Annotated in this window: 14 protein-coding genes; 7 read left to right on the top strand and 7 right to left on the bottom strand. The window is 66.0% G+C overall.

The genetic code is table 11. The features are described from left to right. Window positions 1-5: 5 nt before the first annotated feature. The 5 genes from lnt to KAK11_RS12555 form a co-directional block, all read right to left on the bottom strand. Entirely contained in the window at window positions 6-2,198 is a 2,193-nt protein-coding gene (gene lnt / locus KAK11_RS12575; RefSeq protein ID WP_246498852.1) for an apolipoprotein N-acyltransferase, read from the bottom strand. After that, a complete protein-coding gene (locus KAK11_RS12570; RefSeq protein ID WP_210809476.1) occupies window positions 2,195-2,785 on the bottom strand; it encodes a hypothetical protein in 591 nt (196 codons plus the stop codon). The genes lnt and KAK11_RS12570 overlap by 4 nt, the downstream gene beginning before the upstream one ends. 76 nt (window positions 2,786-2,861) lie before the next feature. Continuing rightward, the gene (locus KAK11_RS12565; RefSeq protein ID WP_210809475.1) at window positions 2,862-3,950 is read right to left on the bottom strand and encodes an SGNH/GDSL hydrolase family protein; all 1,089 of its coding nucleotides are present in this window, start codon (window positions 3,948-3,950) and stop codon (window positions 2,862-2,864) included. Window positions 3,951-4,084: 134 nt separating this feature from the next. Next, window positions 4,085-6,442 carry an ATP-binding protein gene (locus KAK11_RS12560; protein ID WP_210809474.1) on the bottom strand — a complete coding sequence of 786 codons (2,358 nt, stop codon included), beginning with the start codon at window positions 6,440-6,442 and terminating at the stop codon, window positions 4,085-4,087. After that, complete coding sequence (locus KAK11_RS12555; RefSeq protein ID WP_246498850.1) at window positions 6,439-6,942, bottom strand: putative pterin-binding protein; 504 nt, start codon at window positions 6,940-6,942, stop codon at window positions 6,439-6,441. The genes KAK11_RS12560 and KAK11_RS12555 overlap by 4 nt, the downstream gene beginning before the upstream one ends. Before the next feature lie 160 nt (window positions 6,943-7,102). On the opposite strand from KAK11_RS12555, the gene KAK11_RS12550 reads away from it, so the two are divergent. The 3 genes from KAK11_RS12550 to KAK11_RS12540 all read left to right on the top strand — a co-directional run bounded on the left by KAK11_RS12550 (window position 7,103) and on the right by KAK11_RS12540 (window position 10,440). Beyond that, the gene (locus KAK11_RS12550; RefSeq protein WP_210809473.1) at window positions 7,103-8,809 is read left to right on the top strand and encodes a long-chain fatty acid--CoA ligase; all 1,707 of its coding nucleotides are present in this window, start codon (window positions 7,103-7,105) and stop codon (window positions 8,807-8,809) included. Window positions 8,810-9,088: 279 nt separating this feature from the next. Then, window positions 9,089-10,009: a crotonase/enoyl-CoA hydratase family protein gene (locus KAK11_RS12545; RefSeq protein WP_210809472.1), complete on the top strand. Its 921-nt coding sequence runs from the start codon at window positions 9,089-9,091 to the stop codon at window positions 10,007-10,009. Further along, window positions 10,006-10,440: a hypothetical protein gene (locus KAK11_RS12540; RefSeq protein ID WP_210809471.1), complete on the top strand. Its 435-nt coding sequence runs from the start codon at window positions 10,006-10,008 to the stop codon at window positions 10,438-10,440. The genes KAK11_RS12545 and KAK11_RS12540 overlap by 4 nt, the downstream gene beginning before the upstream one ends. 53 nt (window positions 10,441-10,493) lie before the next feature. Here KAK11_RS12540 and KAK11_RS12535 read toward each other — a convergent pair whose 3' ends face one another. After that, window positions 10,494-11,093 (bottom strand): OmpA family protein, encoded by a 600-nt coding sequence (locus tag KAK11_RS12535; protein WP_210809470.1) that lies wholly within the window; start codon window positions 11,091-11,093, stop codon window positions 10,494-10,496. A 156-nt stretch (window positions 11,094-11,249) separates the two neighbouring features. Beyond that, window positions 11,250-12,431, bottom strand: a complete 1,182-nt coding sequence (gene metK, locus KAK11_RS12530; RefSeq protein WP_210809469.1) for a methionine adenosyltransferase — start codon at window positions 12,429-12,431, stop codon at window positions 11,250-11,252. A 195-nt stretch (window positions 12,432-12,626) separates the two neighbouring features. On the opposite strand from metK, the gene KAK11_RS12525 reads away from it, so the two are divergent. The 4 genes from KAK11_RS12525 to KAK11_RS12510 are packed head-to-tail and all read left to right on the top strand — an operon-like array spanning window position 12,627 to window position 15,968. Next, window positions 12,627-13,505: a lysophospholipid acyltransferase family protein gene (locus KAK11_RS12525; protein ID WP_210809632.1), complete on the top strand. Its 879-nt coding sequence runs from the start codon at window positions 12,627-12,629 to the stop codon at window positions 13,503-13,505. Further along, window positions 13,502-14,401: an LpxL/LpxP family acyltransferase gene (locus KAK11_RS12520; protein ID WP_210809468.1), complete on the top strand. Its 900-nt coding sequence runs from the start codon at window positions 13,502-13,504 to the stop codon at window positions 14,399-14,401. The genes KAK11_RS12525 and KAK11_RS12520 overlap by 4 nt, the downstream gene beginning before the upstream one ends. Before the next feature lie 23 nt (window positions 14,402-14,424). Then, window positions 14,425-15,282 (top strand): diaminopimelate epimerase, encoded by an 858-nt coding sequence (gene dapF / locus KAK11_RS12515; RefSeq protein WP_210809467.1) that lies wholly within the window; start codon window positions 14,425-14,427, stop codon window positions 15,280-15,282. Further along, entirely contained in the window at window positions 15,279-15,968 is a 690-nt protein-coding gene (locus KAK11_RS12510; RefSeq protein WP_210809466.1) for a DUF484 family protein, read from the top strand. The genes dapF and KAK11_RS12510 overlap by 4 nt, the downstream gene beginning before the upstream one ends. The last annotated feature ends 35 nt before the right edge of the window (window positions 15,969-16,003 follow it).

Here is a 16,003-nt window from a genome sequence, read left to right as displayed (position 1 = left end):
TCTGATCACCAGGTCCTGAACCACAGCCACAGCGGCAGGCCTGCATACAGCAGGGCCAAACTCAGCCGCTCAAGCAGCGGGCGCAGCGCCGCGGCCGTGTCGGGCCGTGCGCGCTGCACCAGCCAGCACACGCCTTCAAGGGCAGCGCGCAGCACCGCAGCACACAGCACCACGCCCATCAGCCACATGGCCCACCACAGTGCAAAGCCACTGAGAAACGCCCCGGCCCCCAGGCTCTGCCACTCGCCCCAGGTGCCGCCAAACACAATGTGCTGATGCAGGCGGAAGGCCACCACCGCCAACGCCAAAGGCAGCAGGCCGAATTTGCAGGCGGGGTGGGCCCACAGCGTGGGCCGAGCCTGAGGTGGCAGGTCTGAGGATGCGGCCCGCAGCCTGCGCCGGGCGGCCCAGGCCCAAGCGCACAACTGAGGCAGCAGCACCAGGGCCGCAAAGAGCTTGAGCTGCAAGCCGGCCTGCGGCCGCCACGCGGGCCACAACAGCCAGGCCAGCGCAAGCACCAGGGCGCTGAGGCCGGCCAGTGCCTGCAAGCCGCGCACGGTCCGTGGCGCCGCGGCCATGGTGGGGGCGGGCATGGACTCCGCTTGGGGCTGCGCGCTGGCCGCAGGCCAGGCCCAGCGGCCCCAAGTCTTCAGCCCCAGCAGCGCCAAAAAGGCCCAGCACACCCCGCCCACCCAATCGCCCCAGGCCAGCATCAAGGTGGGCGGTGCGGGGCCAACAGGCACCTCGCCCACCACCAAGGCGCGCTCGCCGAGGCCAGCGCTGGCCACCACGCGGCCCAGCGGGTCGAACACCGCGCTGTAGCCGCTGGGCGTGACACGAAACTGCGGCAGTCGTGTCTCGATGCTGCGGAAGAGGGCGACGGCCTGGTGCAGCCGGGCGCCTTGCGGCGCGTGCCTGAACCAACTGTCGTTGGACAAGGTCAGCAAGGCTTGCGCCCCTTGGCGTGCGCCCTGCAAGGCCAAGCTCGTGTCCACATCGTCCAGGCAGATCATCGGCAGCACCGGCACCTCTCGGCCGCCTTGGAGCCGCAGCGGAAACACCCGCGCACCGTTGCCGGCCTGCCAACGCCCCACCCAGGGCAGCCAGCGTTGCAGCAGCGGGCCGTCGGCCCACGCCGGCACAGTTTCCGTTAAGAAGAACAGCCGTGTCTTGCGATAAAAACCCAGCAAGCCGGTGCCCGGGTTCACAAAGGCAGCCGCGTTGTACTCACCGCCTTCGTCGCGCTCATACGTGCCGAACACAAAGGGCACGCCCGCCGCCGCAATGGTGGCCAAGATTTCCTGGTCCAGCTCTGCGCCCAGCTCGCTCTTGGCCTGGCCCAGGGTGGTGGGGTAGGCGGTCTCGGTCCACATCACCGCTTGGGCGCCTTGGCGCTCGACGGCGTCATAGCTCATCGCAAAGTGGGTCTCCAGCACTTGGCGCACCACGGCATAGCTGCCTTGCTGTTCTCGCAGCGCTTCGTAGTCCGTGATATTGGTCTGTACCAGCGCCATGCGCAGCGGCGCGCCAGGGGCCGGGGCCCAGGTCATCACCACCACGGCACCATAGGCTGAGAGCACCACTGGCCCCAGCGCTGCCCAGCCCAAGGGCTTGAGCCACTGCGCTGCGCCGGCTTTGCGCTGAGCCCAGGCGGCAGCCAGGGCCTCATTGCAGAGCAGCAGCATCAAGGTCAGCCCCGCCGCGCCGCCCAAGTCGGCCGCTTGCCGCAGCAGCAGGGCGGGGGCCAGGCCGTGGCCCAAGGTGTCGCCCAGAAGCTTGGGCCAGACCCATTCGGTGCCCACCCAGGCGGCCGCCCCCGCCCAGGCGCCCAGCGTGGCCCCATAGCGCAGGCGCACGCTGTGGCGCACCAGCGCAAACACCATCACCTGCGGCTGCAACAGTGGCGCAGCCAGCAGCAGCGCACACAAGCCCCCTGCGCTGCCCCATTGCGTGTAGTGGCCGATGGCCACACCGAACCAACTCAGGCAGGCGCCACACAGCAGCACGCTGAACAGCCAGCCTTGCAGCAGCGCACCGCGCAGGCTGCGGCTGCGGTTCAAGTGAATGAGCCAAGGCAGCAGCGCGAAGAAGCCCAGCGCCCACAGGCCAGGCCCTTGGGCGTAGAGTGCCAAAAGCAAGCCACTGAGCACCACCGGCCCGAGCCCGCTGCGCAGACAAAACGCCAGCGCTGGCTTCAAGGCTGGCGGCTCCGGGGTGGCGGCAGCGTGATGGTGCGCAGGGGCAGGCCCTCGGGTGCCATCTCGGGCGGCACCACCCGGTGGCGCAGGTCGGGGTGGGCCAGCACATAAGGGTGGTCGGGCGTGAACATCAGCACGGCCTCAATGCGTTGGCCGTCGTCCGTGGCTTGGTGGTGGCGCATAAAGCCCGCGGGCAGTTCAAAGTCTTCGGGCACGGCCAGGCCGATCAAGGGCGGCCGGGTGCCGGGCGGGTTGAAGGCGCCCAGGCCACTGTGCACGCCGGCTTGATTCAGGCGCTGGATCACCTCGGCCATGGCCGGCGCTTGACCGGGGGGCACATGGGCGGCCAGGTCTTGCGCGGCTGGAGCAGCGCCCTGACCCTGGCCCTGGCCTTTGCCCGATGGCGGGGATGAGGCCGGCACTGCCGCCCGGCCCGTGGTGGGCCCAGAGGCCGGGACGCCTGAGGCTGCAGTGCCGCTGGCCGCTTCCGCGATTGACGGGGTGGGGTCTTGCGCTTCCGGTGCTTGGTCCTCAGCAGCCTGCCACCCCACGGCGACGGCCAAGCCTGCGGCAGCGACAGCCACCATGGTCCCCAAGCGGCTCAGCCCTGAGCCCCGCTGTACAGCCTCATTCGGGGGCATAGTGGACCTGCGTCACCACCCGTCAAGGCGCAGGGGGATTGGACGTGGACAGGCGCCAGCCCATGCGCTCGTGGCCGTACTGGTTCCACAGGGGGCTTTTGCCGTTCGGGAAGCTGGTGGCGCGCGGAGCACCCGAGCCCTTGGTGTCGCCCAGCAAGCCGGAGGTCACCGTGGTGCCGGTGTAGGTGGGATGGACGTCATCCGACTGGATGTAGTCAAAGCTGCTGCTGGCCGAGGTGAAGTGCTGGCTGGCATCACGGATGGTGCTGCGTAGCGTGGAGGTGATGCGCAGCACATAGTTCTGCTCGGTCTCGCCAGGGATGTAGCGCAGGCCATCTACATCGGCCAAGCCGTCGCCATTGGTGTCGATGTCAGCACCCATGAACTCGGCAAAGTTATCGGCACATTGGAAGCCCTTGGTGCGGGCCAACTCGCACATCCAGTAGTTCATGCGGGCGAGGGAGGGCAAGAAGCGGTCTTGCATCTTCACTGTGGCGCCGGTGCTGGCGTCTTTGCAGGTGCTTTGCGTGTTGTCGGCGTCGTAGCCGGGGTAGTAGAGGTTGCCAATGATCTTCAGCTTGGTACCGGGGTAGGCATTGGCATTGATGTAGTCCATGGCCTGGCCGACATAGGTCTTGCAGGTGGCTTCGGCATCCGTCAGCACCTTGTAGTTGCAGGTGCCGTTTTGGTTCTTGAAGGCGGTACGGGCCTGCAGGCCGTCGTTGCCGCACATCTCAAAGGTCACGACCCGAGTGCTGCTGTGCTGCATGTAGGAGCGCTCGGCCACGATCTTGTTTTTGTAGACATCTTGGGCCACCGCGCCCGACTTGGTGCGCCGCACGCTTTCGATGTCGGCATTCCAGGTGGCGGACAGATACTCGGCATCCACCGTGGGCGCTGAATACTTGGCCACGCTGATGGTGGAGCCGTTGTAGCCCGCATAAATGGAATCCCCGTAGGCCACGACACGGTACTTGGTGCTGGTGCCCGCACGGTTGATCGTCCAGGACACGTTCTGGTTCAAGGTGCTGGCCGCCACCTCGGCGCCCAGGCCCAGCAAGAGCAGGGCAGGGAGGACACAGCGTGTGGCATGACGGAGCGTAAAGCGCATGGCAGGTCTTTCTCAGCAGGGATGGTTGCCGGGGGCTGCAGCGCGCTGTGCGCCGCAGCAAGGCCTTGGTAGGGCCGTGGTGAGGTGCTGCGCAGTGTCTGCCAATCCGCGCTGCAGGCCCATCCCCGCTATCCCTATGGCAAGAAACCCATGGCTCGGCAGAGCTGCTCGCTGGTGGCCCAGGCCTCTTCCAGCGCTTGGGTGTCGGGCAGGGGCTCACCGGCTTTGGCGGCCAGCTCGAGCGCTTTGGCGTGCTGAGCCACCAGGGCCAAGCCCAGCAGTTGAGCCGCGCCCTTGATTTGATGTGCCAGGCCGGGTACCTCGCTCACCCGGCCCTGGCGAACGGCCTCGCACAGCCGGGCGTAGCTGGCGTTATCGTCCTCAAAAAAGGACTTCAGCAAGGGCCGCAAGCCCTCGACCTTCAGCAAGGCGCACAACTCCAACAAGGTGTCGGCTTGAAGATGCTGGCGCATGGCGCCGGGGGGCAGGCGAGCACTGCGGGGCGGGGCGGGGCGCTCGGCCGGCTGGCTTGGCGCGGGCGTTGACGGCGCGGCTGGGGCCGGCGGCACGGCGTCGGGCCGAGGGGCCAGCGCAGGGGGCGGCAGTGTTGTCGCCAAGGGCTGCTGGCCAGGCGGGCTCAGCGGGCGCAAGCCCGGCAGGCGGCGTAGGGCCGCCTCCAGCTCAGGCCAGCGAAAGGGTTTGCTCAAAAAGTCGTTCATGCCCACCAAGCGCACTTGTTCGCGCGTGTCGGGGTGGGTGTCAGCCGTCAGCGCAATGATGGGCACGCGCCCCAGCGGCTGCGGCCTTGCACGCAGCGCCCGTGTGGCTTGCAGGCCATCCATGCCGGGCATGTGAATGTCCATCAAGATCAGGTCTGGCAAGCGGCGCTCGGCCTCGCGCAAGGCCTGTTCACCATTCAAGGCAAAGCGCACGCTGTGGCCCAAGCGCGTCAGCAAGGTGCCGACATACATGCGGTTGGTTTCATGGTCTTCGGCCACCAAGATATCGAGCGCTGGCAAGGTGGACCAAGCCAGCGGCATGACCGGCGCACTGGCTGCACTGCTCTCGCTCAGGCTCAGCGGGAGGACCAGCCTGAAGGCGCTGCCCGCCTGGGGGCTGCTGGTGACGGTGATGTCGCCATGCATCAGGCGGGCCAGGCTGCGGGAGATCTCCAGCCCCAGCCCCGTGCCGCCATACTTGCGCGAGATGCTGTGGTCGCCTTGGCTGAAGCGCTGAAACAGCCGCTGCTGGGTCACCTCGTCCATGCCAATGCCGGAGTCCTTGACAGTCAGGCTGATGCGCGCGGGGCTGTGCTCGTCCCCGGGGGCTTCTTGCAGGGCCTCCAGAGAGACTTGCCCTTGGTCGGTGAACTTGATGGCATTGCTGAGCAAGTTGAAGAGGATCTGCTTGATGCGGGTCGGATCACCTCGCACCCACTTGGGCAGCTTGGGGTCCAGGCTCAAGTTCAGCATCAGCCCCTTGCTTTGCGCAGAAGGGGCCATCACCGTCTCTACATCGCTCAAGAGCCGATGCAAGTCCATCACCTCGGACTGCAAGGTCATGCGCCCAGCCTCTAAGCGCGAGATGTCCAGGATGTCGTTCAGCACCGCCAACAGGTGTTCGGCGGCCTCTCGGGCCGTGTGCACAAAGCGGCTTTGCTCGCCGTTCAGCGGCGTGTCGTCCAACAGGGCCAACATGCCCAGCAGGCCGTTGAAAGGCGTGCGTAGCTCGTGGCTCATATTGGCCAAGAACGCGGACTTGGCCCGGTTGGCGCCATCGGCGGCCTCGCTGGCCTCACGCAGGCCTTGGGCCAAGGCCTCCAGCTCGCGCCCGCGTTGCTCCGCAGCACGCAACTGGCGCACCACGATGATGGCAAAGGCCAGCATGGCCAAGCTCAGAAAAATGGTCAGGCCAATGCCCAGATGGATCTGCTCGCGAATGGCCCCGTTGCGCAGGGCGTGGCGTTCGGAGTTCAAGCGCGTGGCCAGTTGCGTGAGCCGATGCAGGGGTTCGCGCAGCTCGTGCAGCGCACGCCTCATGGCCTTCAAAGAGGCCACCGGCACCATGCCCACGGTGTCTTCGCCCAGCACCGGGTCCCAGGTGGCGATGAAGTCTTCCAGCTGCGCGTAGGTGGCGGTGTGTTGCGTCGTTGGCGCAATGATGTGCTGGGAGGTGGCCGGCGCGATCATCTTGACCCGGCTGACGAAAATCTCGTAGCGCTCCAGCAGCGCTGTCTGGCTCAGCTGAGGGGGCGCTTCCGTGGCATCTCGCAAGGCTTCGTTCAGCAGCAGCGACTCAGTTTCCAGCTGCTGAAAGGCCCAGACCACGTTGTCGTCGGTCAGTTGCTGCGTGCCATGCAAGAGCGAAAACTGGCGCGACTGTACCCAGGCCACTGCCGCAAAGGCGCCGATCAGCACCACGCCGATCAGCAGCGTGAACCGCCCCGAGGGCGTCGGACTCCAGCGCCAACGGCCTGGCTTGGCGGGTTTCACAGCACGTCCAAGCGGCGCAGTTGCCAGATGGCGCGGCCGTAATGAACCTGGGTGCGCAAGGCGGGGGTCTGATCAAAGGGGTACATGATCAGCAAGGGGCCTTTGTCACGGATACGCACAGGTTGGCCATTGACCCAACGCGCCAGCACCACGCTGTGCTTCTCGAAATCCTCAGTGGGAATCTCAATTTGATAGTTATTGAGTGCGGTGGCTTGCACCTTGCGCCCCGTCGCGCCCACACTGGCCAAGACATCCCGCAGCAGCGGCCCGGTGAAACGGGTGGGCTGGCGGTGCCAGGGGCTGGTTGTGATCAAGGTGTGCTGCGGAAGAGCCGCCAGCATCTCCATGTCGAAGTCGGCCCTATCCCCTGCATTGCGGTAGACGATGTCACCGCCAACACTCAGCACGACCGGCCCGGTGGGTTTGTCCAGCGCCGACGCGGGCCCGGCCAGACCCATGCACAAGGCAAGCAAAGCGGCGCGACGAGTGGGGAAGCCCATGGCAAGACAGCTCTATGGCGAGGAAGATTTCATTCTAGGCCAGCGACCCACACAAGGCGGCGTGGGCGTCACTCTGGCGACAGCCCACCCCCGGGCTGGCCCCGGTGGCTGGCAGGTGCTGCAGCGGGTAGCCTAGGGCCACTACTGACCGGGAGACCTCATGGTGCCTGCTGATCGCCCCCATCTGGCCCATTGGCCACGCCGCCTGCCGCGCCAACTGGTGCTGCCCGAGACCACGCTGTGGTTCAACCTGGAGGTCTCGGCGGCGCGCTACCCCGCCAAGGCGGCCTATGTGTTCTTTGGCCAGCCGCTCAGCTTTGGCCAGCTCAAGGCGCAGGCTGAAAGCCTGGCCGGCTGGCTGCAAGCCCAGGGCGTGGGCCAGGGCGACCGGGTGGCGCTGTTCTTGCAGAACTGCCCGCAGTACGTGGTGGCCTTTTATGCGGTGATGCGCTGCGACGCCGTGGTGGTGCCCGTCAACCCGATGAACAAGGTCGATGAGTTTGGCCACTACATCACCGACCCGGCCACCAAGGTGGTGATCTGCGGCGCCGATGGCGCGGCCGTGGTGCATGGCGCCAATGCCGCGCTGCCGCCCGAGCGCCAACTCAAGGCCTTGCTGGTGACCCGCTATGCCGACGCCATGCCCGAGGTCACGCCGCCTGAGTTGTCGCCCGGCCCCACCTTGGAAGCCTGGCTGCGGGCCGATGCGCCCGCCTTGACCGGTGGTGTGCCGGTGACCCGCTGGCCCGACGCCCTGGCCCAAGGCCTGGCCCCCGCCGGCCCGCCACAGGCCCAGGCGGACGACCTGGCTTTGCTGCCCTACACCTCGGGCACCACCGGCCTGCCCAAGGGCTGCATGCACACCCACCGCACGCTGATGCCCAACGCCATCGGCGGCGCGCTCTGGAGCCATGCCAGCGCCGAGACCGTGAGCCTGGGCGTGGTCCCCATGTTTCACATCACCGGCATGCTCTATGGCGTGCTCAGCCCGGTGCTGACAGCCTCCACCGTGGTCATCCTGCCGCGCTGGGACCGCGAGCTGGCCGCCCGCCTGATTGCCACTTACGGCGTGACGCACTGGACCTGCATCCCCACCATGATCATCGACCTGCTGGCCAGCCCCAAGCTGGCCGAGTTCGATCTGTCTTCGCTGACCTACCTGAGCGGCGGCGGCGCGGCCATGCCTCAAGCCATTGCCGAGCGCCTGCGCGATCAATTTGGCCTGACCTTTGCCGAAGGCTATGGCCTGACAGAGACGGCGGCCCCCAGCCACGCCAACCCGCCCGAGCGGGCCAAGCTGCAGTGCTTGGGCATGCCTATCTTTGGCGTTGATGCGCGCGTGGTCGACCCCGACACGCTGCAAGAAATGCCGGTGGGCGAGGTGGGCGAGATCGTCACCCACGGCCCCATGGTCTTCAAGGGCTATTGGCAGCAGCCCGCCGCCACCCAAGCGGCCTTTGTGCAGATCGACGGCAAGGCCTTCTTCCGCACCGGCGACCTGGGCCGCATGGACGAAGACGGCTACTTCTTCATCACCGACCGCTTGAAGCGCATGATCAATGCCAGCGGCTTCAAGGTCTGGCCGTCGGAGGTGGAGTTGCTGCTCTACAAACACCCGGCGGTGGCCGAGGCCTGCATCATTGCCGCCCACGACGAATACCGGGGCGAGACGGTCAAAGCCGTGGTGGTGCTGCGCGCCGAGGCTGTGGGCAAGACCACCGAGCAAGACATCATCACCTGGGCCCATGAGCACATGGCCGCTTATAAAGCCCCGCGCCTCGTGCAGTTTGTGCAAGCCTTGCCCAAGTCCGGCGCGGGCAAGGTGATGTGGCGCCTGCTGCAAGAGAAAGAGCCTAGGGCCTGTTAGCACTACGGCGAGGGAACGCGTTGTGAGTCAAAAAGGGCGCAGGCAAGGCGCAAGCCGCAGCCGGGCTGCCCGCCCGGCGAGGATTTGCAACGCCGCATGCGCCCTTTTTGGCCACAAGCCGAAGGGAAGCGGCGGATTGGGGCACCCCTCGTCGTTGCAACGCTTGCCCGCACATCAGTGCGGGCGGCGCATTGCGCCTAGATGGGTGCTCCAATTCACCGCTTCGCGTCTCTTGCCGTAGTGTTAACAGGCCCTAAATCAGCCGCTAAAGTCTGACGTATGCCCGCCTACAGCACGCTTTCCATCGAGCCCGACCTCCAGCACCCGCGCATCGCCCGCCTGCGGCTCAACCGCCCCGAGCGGCTCAACGCCATCAACGGCGAGATGCCCGGCGAGATCCGCCAGGCCGTGCGCTGGGCGGAAGGCCAAGACAGCATCCACGTCATCATTGTCGATGGCGCGGGCAAAGGCTTTTGCGGCGGCTACGACTTGCAGGCCTTTGGCCAAGGTCGGGTCGATCACCCCTGCCAGCAAGAAGCAGAGCCCTGGGACCCGATGCAAGACTACCCCGTCATGCGCGGCTTCACCGAGGACTTCATGACCCTGTGGCACAGCCGCAAGCCCACCATTGCCAAAGTGCATGGCGCGGCCGTGGCCGGGGGCAGCGACATCGCCCTGTGCTGCGACCTGCTGGTGATGGCCGACGACGCCCGCATTGGCTACATGCCCACTCGGGTCTGGGGCTGCCCCACCACTGCCATGTGGGCCTACCGGCTGGGTCCGGTGCGCGCACGGCAGATGATGTTCACCGGCGACGTCATCAGCGGCCGCACCGCTGCCGACTGGGGCCTGGCCAACAGTGCCCACCCGGCCGAAGCGTTGGAAGCCGAGGTCCTGCGCCTGGCCTTGCGCATCGCCGGCGTGCCCACCGGCATGCTGGCCATGCACAAGCTGGTGCTCAACCAAGTGATGCAACTGCAAGGCCTGGACCAAGCCCAAACCCTGTCCACCGTGTTCGACGGCATCACCCGCCACAACCCCGAAGGCCTGTGGTTCCGCCGCCTGGCCCAAGCCGAGGGCTTCAAAGCTGCGGTGGAGTGGCGCGACAGTGGTCGGCCCATTCCGCAAGGCGATGAGGCCAGGGCGGCCATTGCGGCGATGGAAGCTGGCGGCAGCCTTCCCTTGGAGAGTTTCAAATGAGCTTTTCGGAGTTGTCCTTGGCGGCGCTGACCACCGTGGCGGCGAGTTCTGCCGGCGGTGCGTTGGTCGCTTCACTGCTCAACAACTGGTGGGGGCGCCGCGCTGAAAAGAAAGCCCCGAAAACAGAGATGCGCGCCAAAGCGTATGAAGACTTTGTGACCTACTTTGTCGCTGGGCCAAGCGCTGAACGTCATTCGCAGAGCATCACGGCGCGACTTGCTCTTTATGGTGAGTCTTCTGTGCTGGTGCCCGCTGCAGATTTCTTATCCACCTACCGTGACTTGGACAGCCCTGAGTCCATTGCGGCGTTCGTGGAAGTGGTTCGTCGGATGCGCGCCAGCCTGCTCACCGGGCATGGTGAGCAAGCGGCTGAAAACATTCAACGCATGGTGTCTTCAGCGCAAGCAGGCGGGCGGGCGTCACAGCCCTGAGTCGAGTCTGGGCTGCTTTGCAGGCCAGGGCTCAGGGCGCTGCTATGGCGATCTCAGCGCCCACCCTCACTCACCAAGATATCCACGCGGCGGTTGACGGCCCGCCCTTGGGCGCTGTCATTGCTGGCGATGGGCTCGCTGGCGCCCTTGCCCATGGCTGAAACGCGCTCAGGCGCCACGCCCAGCTTGACGAGCTGAGCCATCACGGCTTTGGCGCGGGCGGCGGACAGAGTTTCGTTGTTCTTGGCGTTGCCCACGTTGTCGGTGTGGCCGGTGACCAGCACGGTCACTTTGGGGTGGGCTTGCAGGGTCTTGGCCAACTCGTCCAAGAACTCGGCGAACTTGGGGTTCAGGCGGCTGCTGGCCAGGGCAAACGTGCCGTCACCGCCGGCGCGCAGCACCAAGCCACCGCTGTCGGTCTTGTTCAGAGAGACGTTGTCTTCGGCCGCAGCCTTGCTGATGGCCGACTCGAACAGTTGCAGCGCGGTGGGGGGCGGTGGCGCTTTGGCGACGGGCGGAGCGACCGGCGCCGGTGCAGGCGCGGGGGCGGGCATGGGCTTGGGCGGTGCGGTGGGTTCGGTGGCGCAGCCGCCCACGATGGTGGCGACGGCGAGAATCAGGCCGGGAGCGAGGAAGCGAGTTGCTGCTTTCATGTCGTTAAAAGATCCAAAGTGATGCGAATTCGGGCCCTGAAGGGCGACCCGCAAGTGTAAGGGGCTGGTTTTGGCCAGTGGGGCGAGGGCGCAACACCATGAAAAAGGCCTGCGCTGAGCAGGCCTTTGATTGAGAGAGGGCGCGAACGCCGTGCTTTACAGCCCAGCCGCTGCACGCAGCGCCTGAGCTTTGTCAGTTCTCTCCCAAGTGAATTCAGGCTCTTCGCGCCCAAAGTGCCCGTAAGCGGCCGTCTTGCTGTAGATGGGGCGCAGCAGGTCCAGCATCTGGATGATGCCCTTGGGGCGCAGGTCGAAGTGGGCTTGCACCAATGCAGCGATCTTGTCGTCGGGGATGACGCCGGTGCCTTCGGTGTAGACCGTCACGTTCATGGGGCGGGCCACGCCGATGGCGTAGGCGACCTGGATCTGGCATTGCTTGGCGAGGCCCGCGGCGACGATGTTCTTGGCCACATAGCGGGCGGCATAGGCGGCCGAGCGGTCCACCTTGCTGGGGTCTTTGCCGCTGAATGCGCCGCCACCGTGGGGGCAGGCACCGCCGTAGGTGTCGACGATGATCTTGCGTCCAGTCAGGCCGCAGTCGCCCTGCGGGCCGCCAATCACAAAGCGGCCAGTGGGGTTGATCAGGTACTTGGTGTCCTGCAGCCACTCCTTGGGCAGCACCGGCTTAATGATCTCTTCGATGATGGCTTCGGTGAAGCTGGCCTTCATCTTGGTGGCCGTCTCGCTTTGGTCCGGGCTGTGCTGGGTGGACAGCACCACGGTGTCAATGCTGTGGGGCTTGCCATCGACATAGCGCATGGTCACCTGGCTCTTGGCGTCGGGGCGCAGGAAGGGCAGGCGGCCGTCTTTGCGCAGTTGCGCCTGGCGCTCCACCAAGCGGTGGGCGTAGTAGATGGGCGCGGGCATCAGCTCCGGCGTTTCGTCGCAGGCGTAACCAAACATCAGGCCTTGGTCACCGGCGCCGATGTTGAGGTGGTCGTCGGAGGCATGGTCCACGCCCTGGGCGATATCGTTGGACTGCTTGTCGTAGCAGACCATCACCGCGCAGCCCTTGTAGTCGATGCCGTACTCGGTGTTGTCGTAGCCGATGCGCTTGATGGTGTCGCGGGCGACCTGGATGTAGTCGACGTGCGCGTTGGTGGTGATCTCACCGGCCAGCACGACCAAGCCGGTGTTGGTCAGGGTTTCGGCGGCCACGCGGCTGCGCGGGTCTTGCTGGAAGATGGCGTCCAGGATCGCATCGGAGATCTGGTCCGCAACTTTGTCGGGGTGGCCTTCAGAGACAGACTCTGAGGTAAAGAGATAATCGTTCGCCATATGTGTTTTCAATCTGGTTGCGGGTCACTGTAGGGCGTCGTCCTGCTCTGCAACCTGATTGAGCGGCGAACGCTTTAGCGGCATTTGGACCGGGATTTTCAAGAAAAAACCCAGGCAGGATCGGTTGAAAACCACCTGCATCGCCCCGCAAGTTGTCCTGTTAACTCGGCGATTAATTAAAGAATTATAGAGATGATGATGTCACTCCTGCGCTGGCTGGCCCGATGGCCCCTGCCGCGATTGCAGGCTTTAGGCGCGGGCCTGGGCTGGCTGACCTGGGCGCTGTCGCCCAGCTACCGCCGCCGCTTGGGCCAAAACGCTGTGCTTGCGGGCTTGAGCCCGGCACAGCGGCGGGCCTCGGTGGCCGAGGCCGGGCGCATGGCCGCCGAGGCGCTGTGGTTGTGGCTGATGCCCGCTGAGCAGCGTCTGGGCTCGCGGGTGCGCTGGCAAGGGGCTGAGTGGGTAGATCAAGCGCTGGGGGCTCGGCAAGGCTTGGTGTTCTTGACACCCCATTTGGGCAGTTTTGAAGTGTCGGCCCGCGCTGTGGTGGAGCGCTGGGGCCACTTGCGGCCTCTCACGGTGATGTACCGCCCAGCCCGCTCGGCCCTGCTGCGTGAGCTTGAAGAGGGTGCGCGTGCCCGCCCTGGCCTGGCCACGGTGCCGGCGGCGTTGAGCGGCGTGCGCCACATGCTGCGTGCGCTGCGCAAGGGCGAGATGGTGGGGCTCTTGCCAGACCAAGTCCCCCCCCAGGGGCAAGGCGTGTGGGCCCCATTTTTTGGACAGGACGCCTACACCGTGACCTTGGCTGCCCGCTTGGTCACTCAGACCGATGCACTGGCTGTGGTTGTGTGGTGCGAACGCCTGCCGAAAGGCCAAGGCTTTGTGATGCACTTTGAGCCGCTGGGTGAGACCCTGCCAGCGGCTGATGATGCCGCAGCCCAAGTCACGGCGGCCACCGCCATCAACCGCGCCATGGAGCGCGTCATCATGCAAAAACCCGAGCAGTACTTATGGGGTTACCACCGCTACAAACAACCCCGCGGCCAAGACGTGGCGGGGAGTGAAAGCCCATGAAGGCGACTTTCTCCCGATGGGGGGCCAAGGCCTTGCTGGCCGTGTTGTGGTGCTTGCATTGGCTGCCGCTGCCGGTGTTGGCCTCGGTGGGGCGGGGCCTCGGCACGCTGCTCTACCGCCTGGGGGGCTCGCGGCGGCGCATCGGGCGGCGCAACTTGCAACTGTGCATGCCCGACATGCCGCCCGCCGAGCGCGAAGCGCTGCTGCGTGAACACTTTGCGCTCTTGGGCCGCAGCCTGCTGGAGCGCGGTGTGCTGTGGTGGGCTTCACCCGAACGTTTGAGGCGCCTGATCCACGTCGAGGGCGAAGTGAGTTTTGCCCAAGACCATGCTGGCGCCGTGATGTGGCTGGTGCCGCACTTTCTGGCCCTGGATGTGGCGGGCGTGGCGTCGCAGTTGTTTCAGAAGCGCTGGGTCGCCTCGATCTACCAGCGCCAAAGCAACCCCACCTTGGACGCTGCCATGCGCCACGGCCGCTTGCGCTTTGGCGGCGGCGAGGTCTTCTCCCGCCATGGCGAAGGCGCCTTGCCCCTGGTGCGCTCCATCAAGCGCGGGGCGGTGTTCTTCAACCTGCCCGACATGGACTTCGGCCTGCGCGACGCGGCCTTTGTGCCCTTCTTTGGCGTCGACGCCGCCACCTTGCTGGCGCCAGCCCGCATGGCCAAGAGCTTGAAGATGACGGTGCAGCCGGTGGTGGCGGAGTTCTTGCCAGGCGGCCAGGGTTACCGCGTGCGCTTCTTGCCCCCGTGGAGGGCTTACCCCAGCGGCGATGAGCTGGCCGATACCCGCCACATCAATGCCTGGATCGAGGACGAAGTCCGCCAAATGCCTGCTCAATACCTCTGGGTGCATCGGCGCTTCAAAACCCGCCCGCCGGGAGAGCCCCGCTTGTACTGAGGCCCTGCGTCGATAATCAGCCCATGCACATTCGATTCACCAAAATGCAGGGGGCGGGCAATGACTTCGTGGTGTTGGACGCCACCCGTCAGCCGCTCACGCTGCAGCGCGAACAACTCCAACGCCTGGGCGACCGCCGCTTTGGCGTCGGAGCCGACCAGATCCTGGTGGTGGAGCCCTCCACCAAACCCGAGGTCGACTTCCGCTACCGCATCTACAACGGTGCCACCGGCGAAGAGGTCGAGCACTGCGGCAATGGCGCACGCTGCTTTGTGCGCTATGTGCGCGAACAAGGCCTGACCGACAAAGACGTGATCCGTGTGGAAACGGTGAACCGCTTGCTGGAGTTGCGCCAAGCGCCCGATGGCCGTGTCACCGTCAATATGGGCGAGCCCGCCTTTGCGCCGGCGGATCTGCCTTTCGACCCCAAGGCCTTGAGCCCGCGCGCCAAGCATGGCGTGGATGTCTGGTCTCTGCCGCTGCCCGATGGCCGTGAAGTCGAGATTGCGTTGGTCTCCATGGGCAACCCCCATGCGGTGATGCGGGTGGATGATGTGCTGCGCGCACCGGTGGCCGAGATCGGCCCCATCGTCGAGTCGCATGCTCAGTTCCCGCGCCGCGTCAACGTGGGCTTTATGCAGGTGGTGGCACGCGACCAGATCGCGCTGCGCGTCTACGAGCGCGACGCTGGCGAAACCCTGGCCTGCGGCACGGGTGCTTGCGCTGCGGTGGTGGCGGGCATCCGCTTAGGCTGGCTCGATGCGGCCGTCGAAGTCCAAACCCGTGGCGGCCAGTTGCGCATTGAATGGGCCGGCCCTGGCCAGCCCGTCATGATGACGGGCCCAGCCCAAACCGTTTACCAAGGAGAGATTGAGCTGTGAGCACCTCCCCCACCGGCGTGTCCGGCATCACTGAAGACGACATCGCGGGCTATCTGGCCAACAACCCCGCGTTTTTTGAGCGCCACGCCCAACTGCTCTCCACCGTGCAGTTGGTCAGCCCCCACGGCGCACGCGCGGTGTCGCTGCAAGAGCGGCAGATTGAGCTGCTGCGTGACCGCATCAAGGGCCTGGAGCGCAAGTTCATGGACGTGATCCGGGCCGGTCAGGATAACGAAGCCTTGAGCGGCCGGCTGCATCGCTGGACCTGCACCATGCTGCTGGCCCGCGAAGCCCAAGCCATTGAGGCCGCCTTGATCGACGGCTTGAAGCACGAGTTCATGGTGCCCCAAGTGGCCTTGCGCGTCTGGGGCTTGGCGCCTGAGCATGCTGCCCTGAACTTGAGCCAAACCGTCAGCGATGATGCCAAGGCCTTGGCCGCCAGCTTGACCATGCCCTATTGCGGCCTGAACTCCGGCTTTGAAGCGGCGTCTTGGTTTGAGCCCGAGGTGCCGGTGCAGTCCATGGCGTTGGTGCCGCTGCGCCTGGGCAAGACCGCCGCGCAGTGCTTTGGCCTGCTGGCGCTGGGCTCGCCCGATGCCCTGCGTTATCAGTCCGACATGGGTGTCGAGCTGCTGGAGCAGATTGGCGACATCGCCAGCGCTGCCCTGGCGCGCTTGCTGCCCTGAGCGCAGAGCACAGCAGCGTGACAGCCCCGCCTGAC

This window comes from Ideonella paludis, from assembly GCF_018069865.1.
GTDB lineage: Bacteria > Pseudomonadota > Gammaproteobacteria > Burkholderiales > Burkholderiaceae_C > Ideonella > Ideonella paludis.
The sequence above is the reverse complement of the archived record's forward strand: the minus strand, read 5'-3'. Positions and strand labels throughout refer to the sequence as shown.

What these genes read in the sequence shown, in the direction of transcription:
- KAK11_RS12525 (WP_210809632.1), top strand. Translation starts at nt 12,627, where the DNA reads ATGATGTCACTCCTGCGCTGGCTGGCCCGATGGCCCCTGCCGCGATTG.
- KAK11_RS12550 (WP_210809473.1), top strand. Translation starts at nt 7,103, where the DNA reads ATGGTGCCTGCTGATCGCCCCCATCTGGCCCATTGGCCACGCCGCCTG.
- KAK11_RS12555 (WP_246498850.1), bottom strand. Translation starts at nt 6,942, where the DNA reads ATGGGCTTCCCCACTCGTCGCGCCGCTTTGCTTGCCTTGTGCATGGGT.
- KAK11_RS12565 (WP_210809475.1), bottom strand. Translation starts at nt 3,950, where the DNA reads ATGCGCTTTACGCTCCGTCATGCCACACGCTGTGTCCTCCCTGCCCTG.
- KAK11_RS12520 (WP_210809468.1), top strand. Translation starts at nt 13,502, where the DNA reads ATGAAGGCGACTTTCTCCCGATGGGGGGCCAAGGCCTTGCTGGCCGTG.
- KAK11_RS12570 (WP_210809476.1), bottom strand. Translation starts at nt 2,785, where the DNA reads ATGGTGGCTGTCGCTGCCGCAGGCTTGGCCGTCGCCGTGGGGTGGCAG.
- KAK11_RS12535 (WP_210809470.1), bottom strand. Translation starts at nt 11,093, where the DNA reads ATGAAAGCAGCAACTCGCTTCCTCGCTCCCGGCCTGATTCTCGCCGTC.
- dapF (WP_210809467.1), top strand. Translation starts at nt 14,425, where the DNA reads ATGCACATTCGATTCACCAAAATGCAGGGGGCGGGCAATGACTTCGTG.
- metK (WP_210809469.1), bottom strand. Translation starts at nt 12,431, where the DNA reads ATGGCGAACGATTATCTCTTTACCTCAGAGTCTGTCTCTGAAGGCCAC.
- KAK11_RS12540 (WP_210809471.1), top strand. Translation starts at nt 10,006, where the DNA reads ATGAGCTTTTCGGAGTTGTCCTTGGCGGCGCTGACCACCGTGGCGGCG.
- KAK11_RS12545 (WP_210809472.1), top strand. Translation starts at nt 9,089, where the DNA reads ATGCCCGCCTACAGCACGCTTTCCATCGAGCCCGACCTCCAGCACCCG.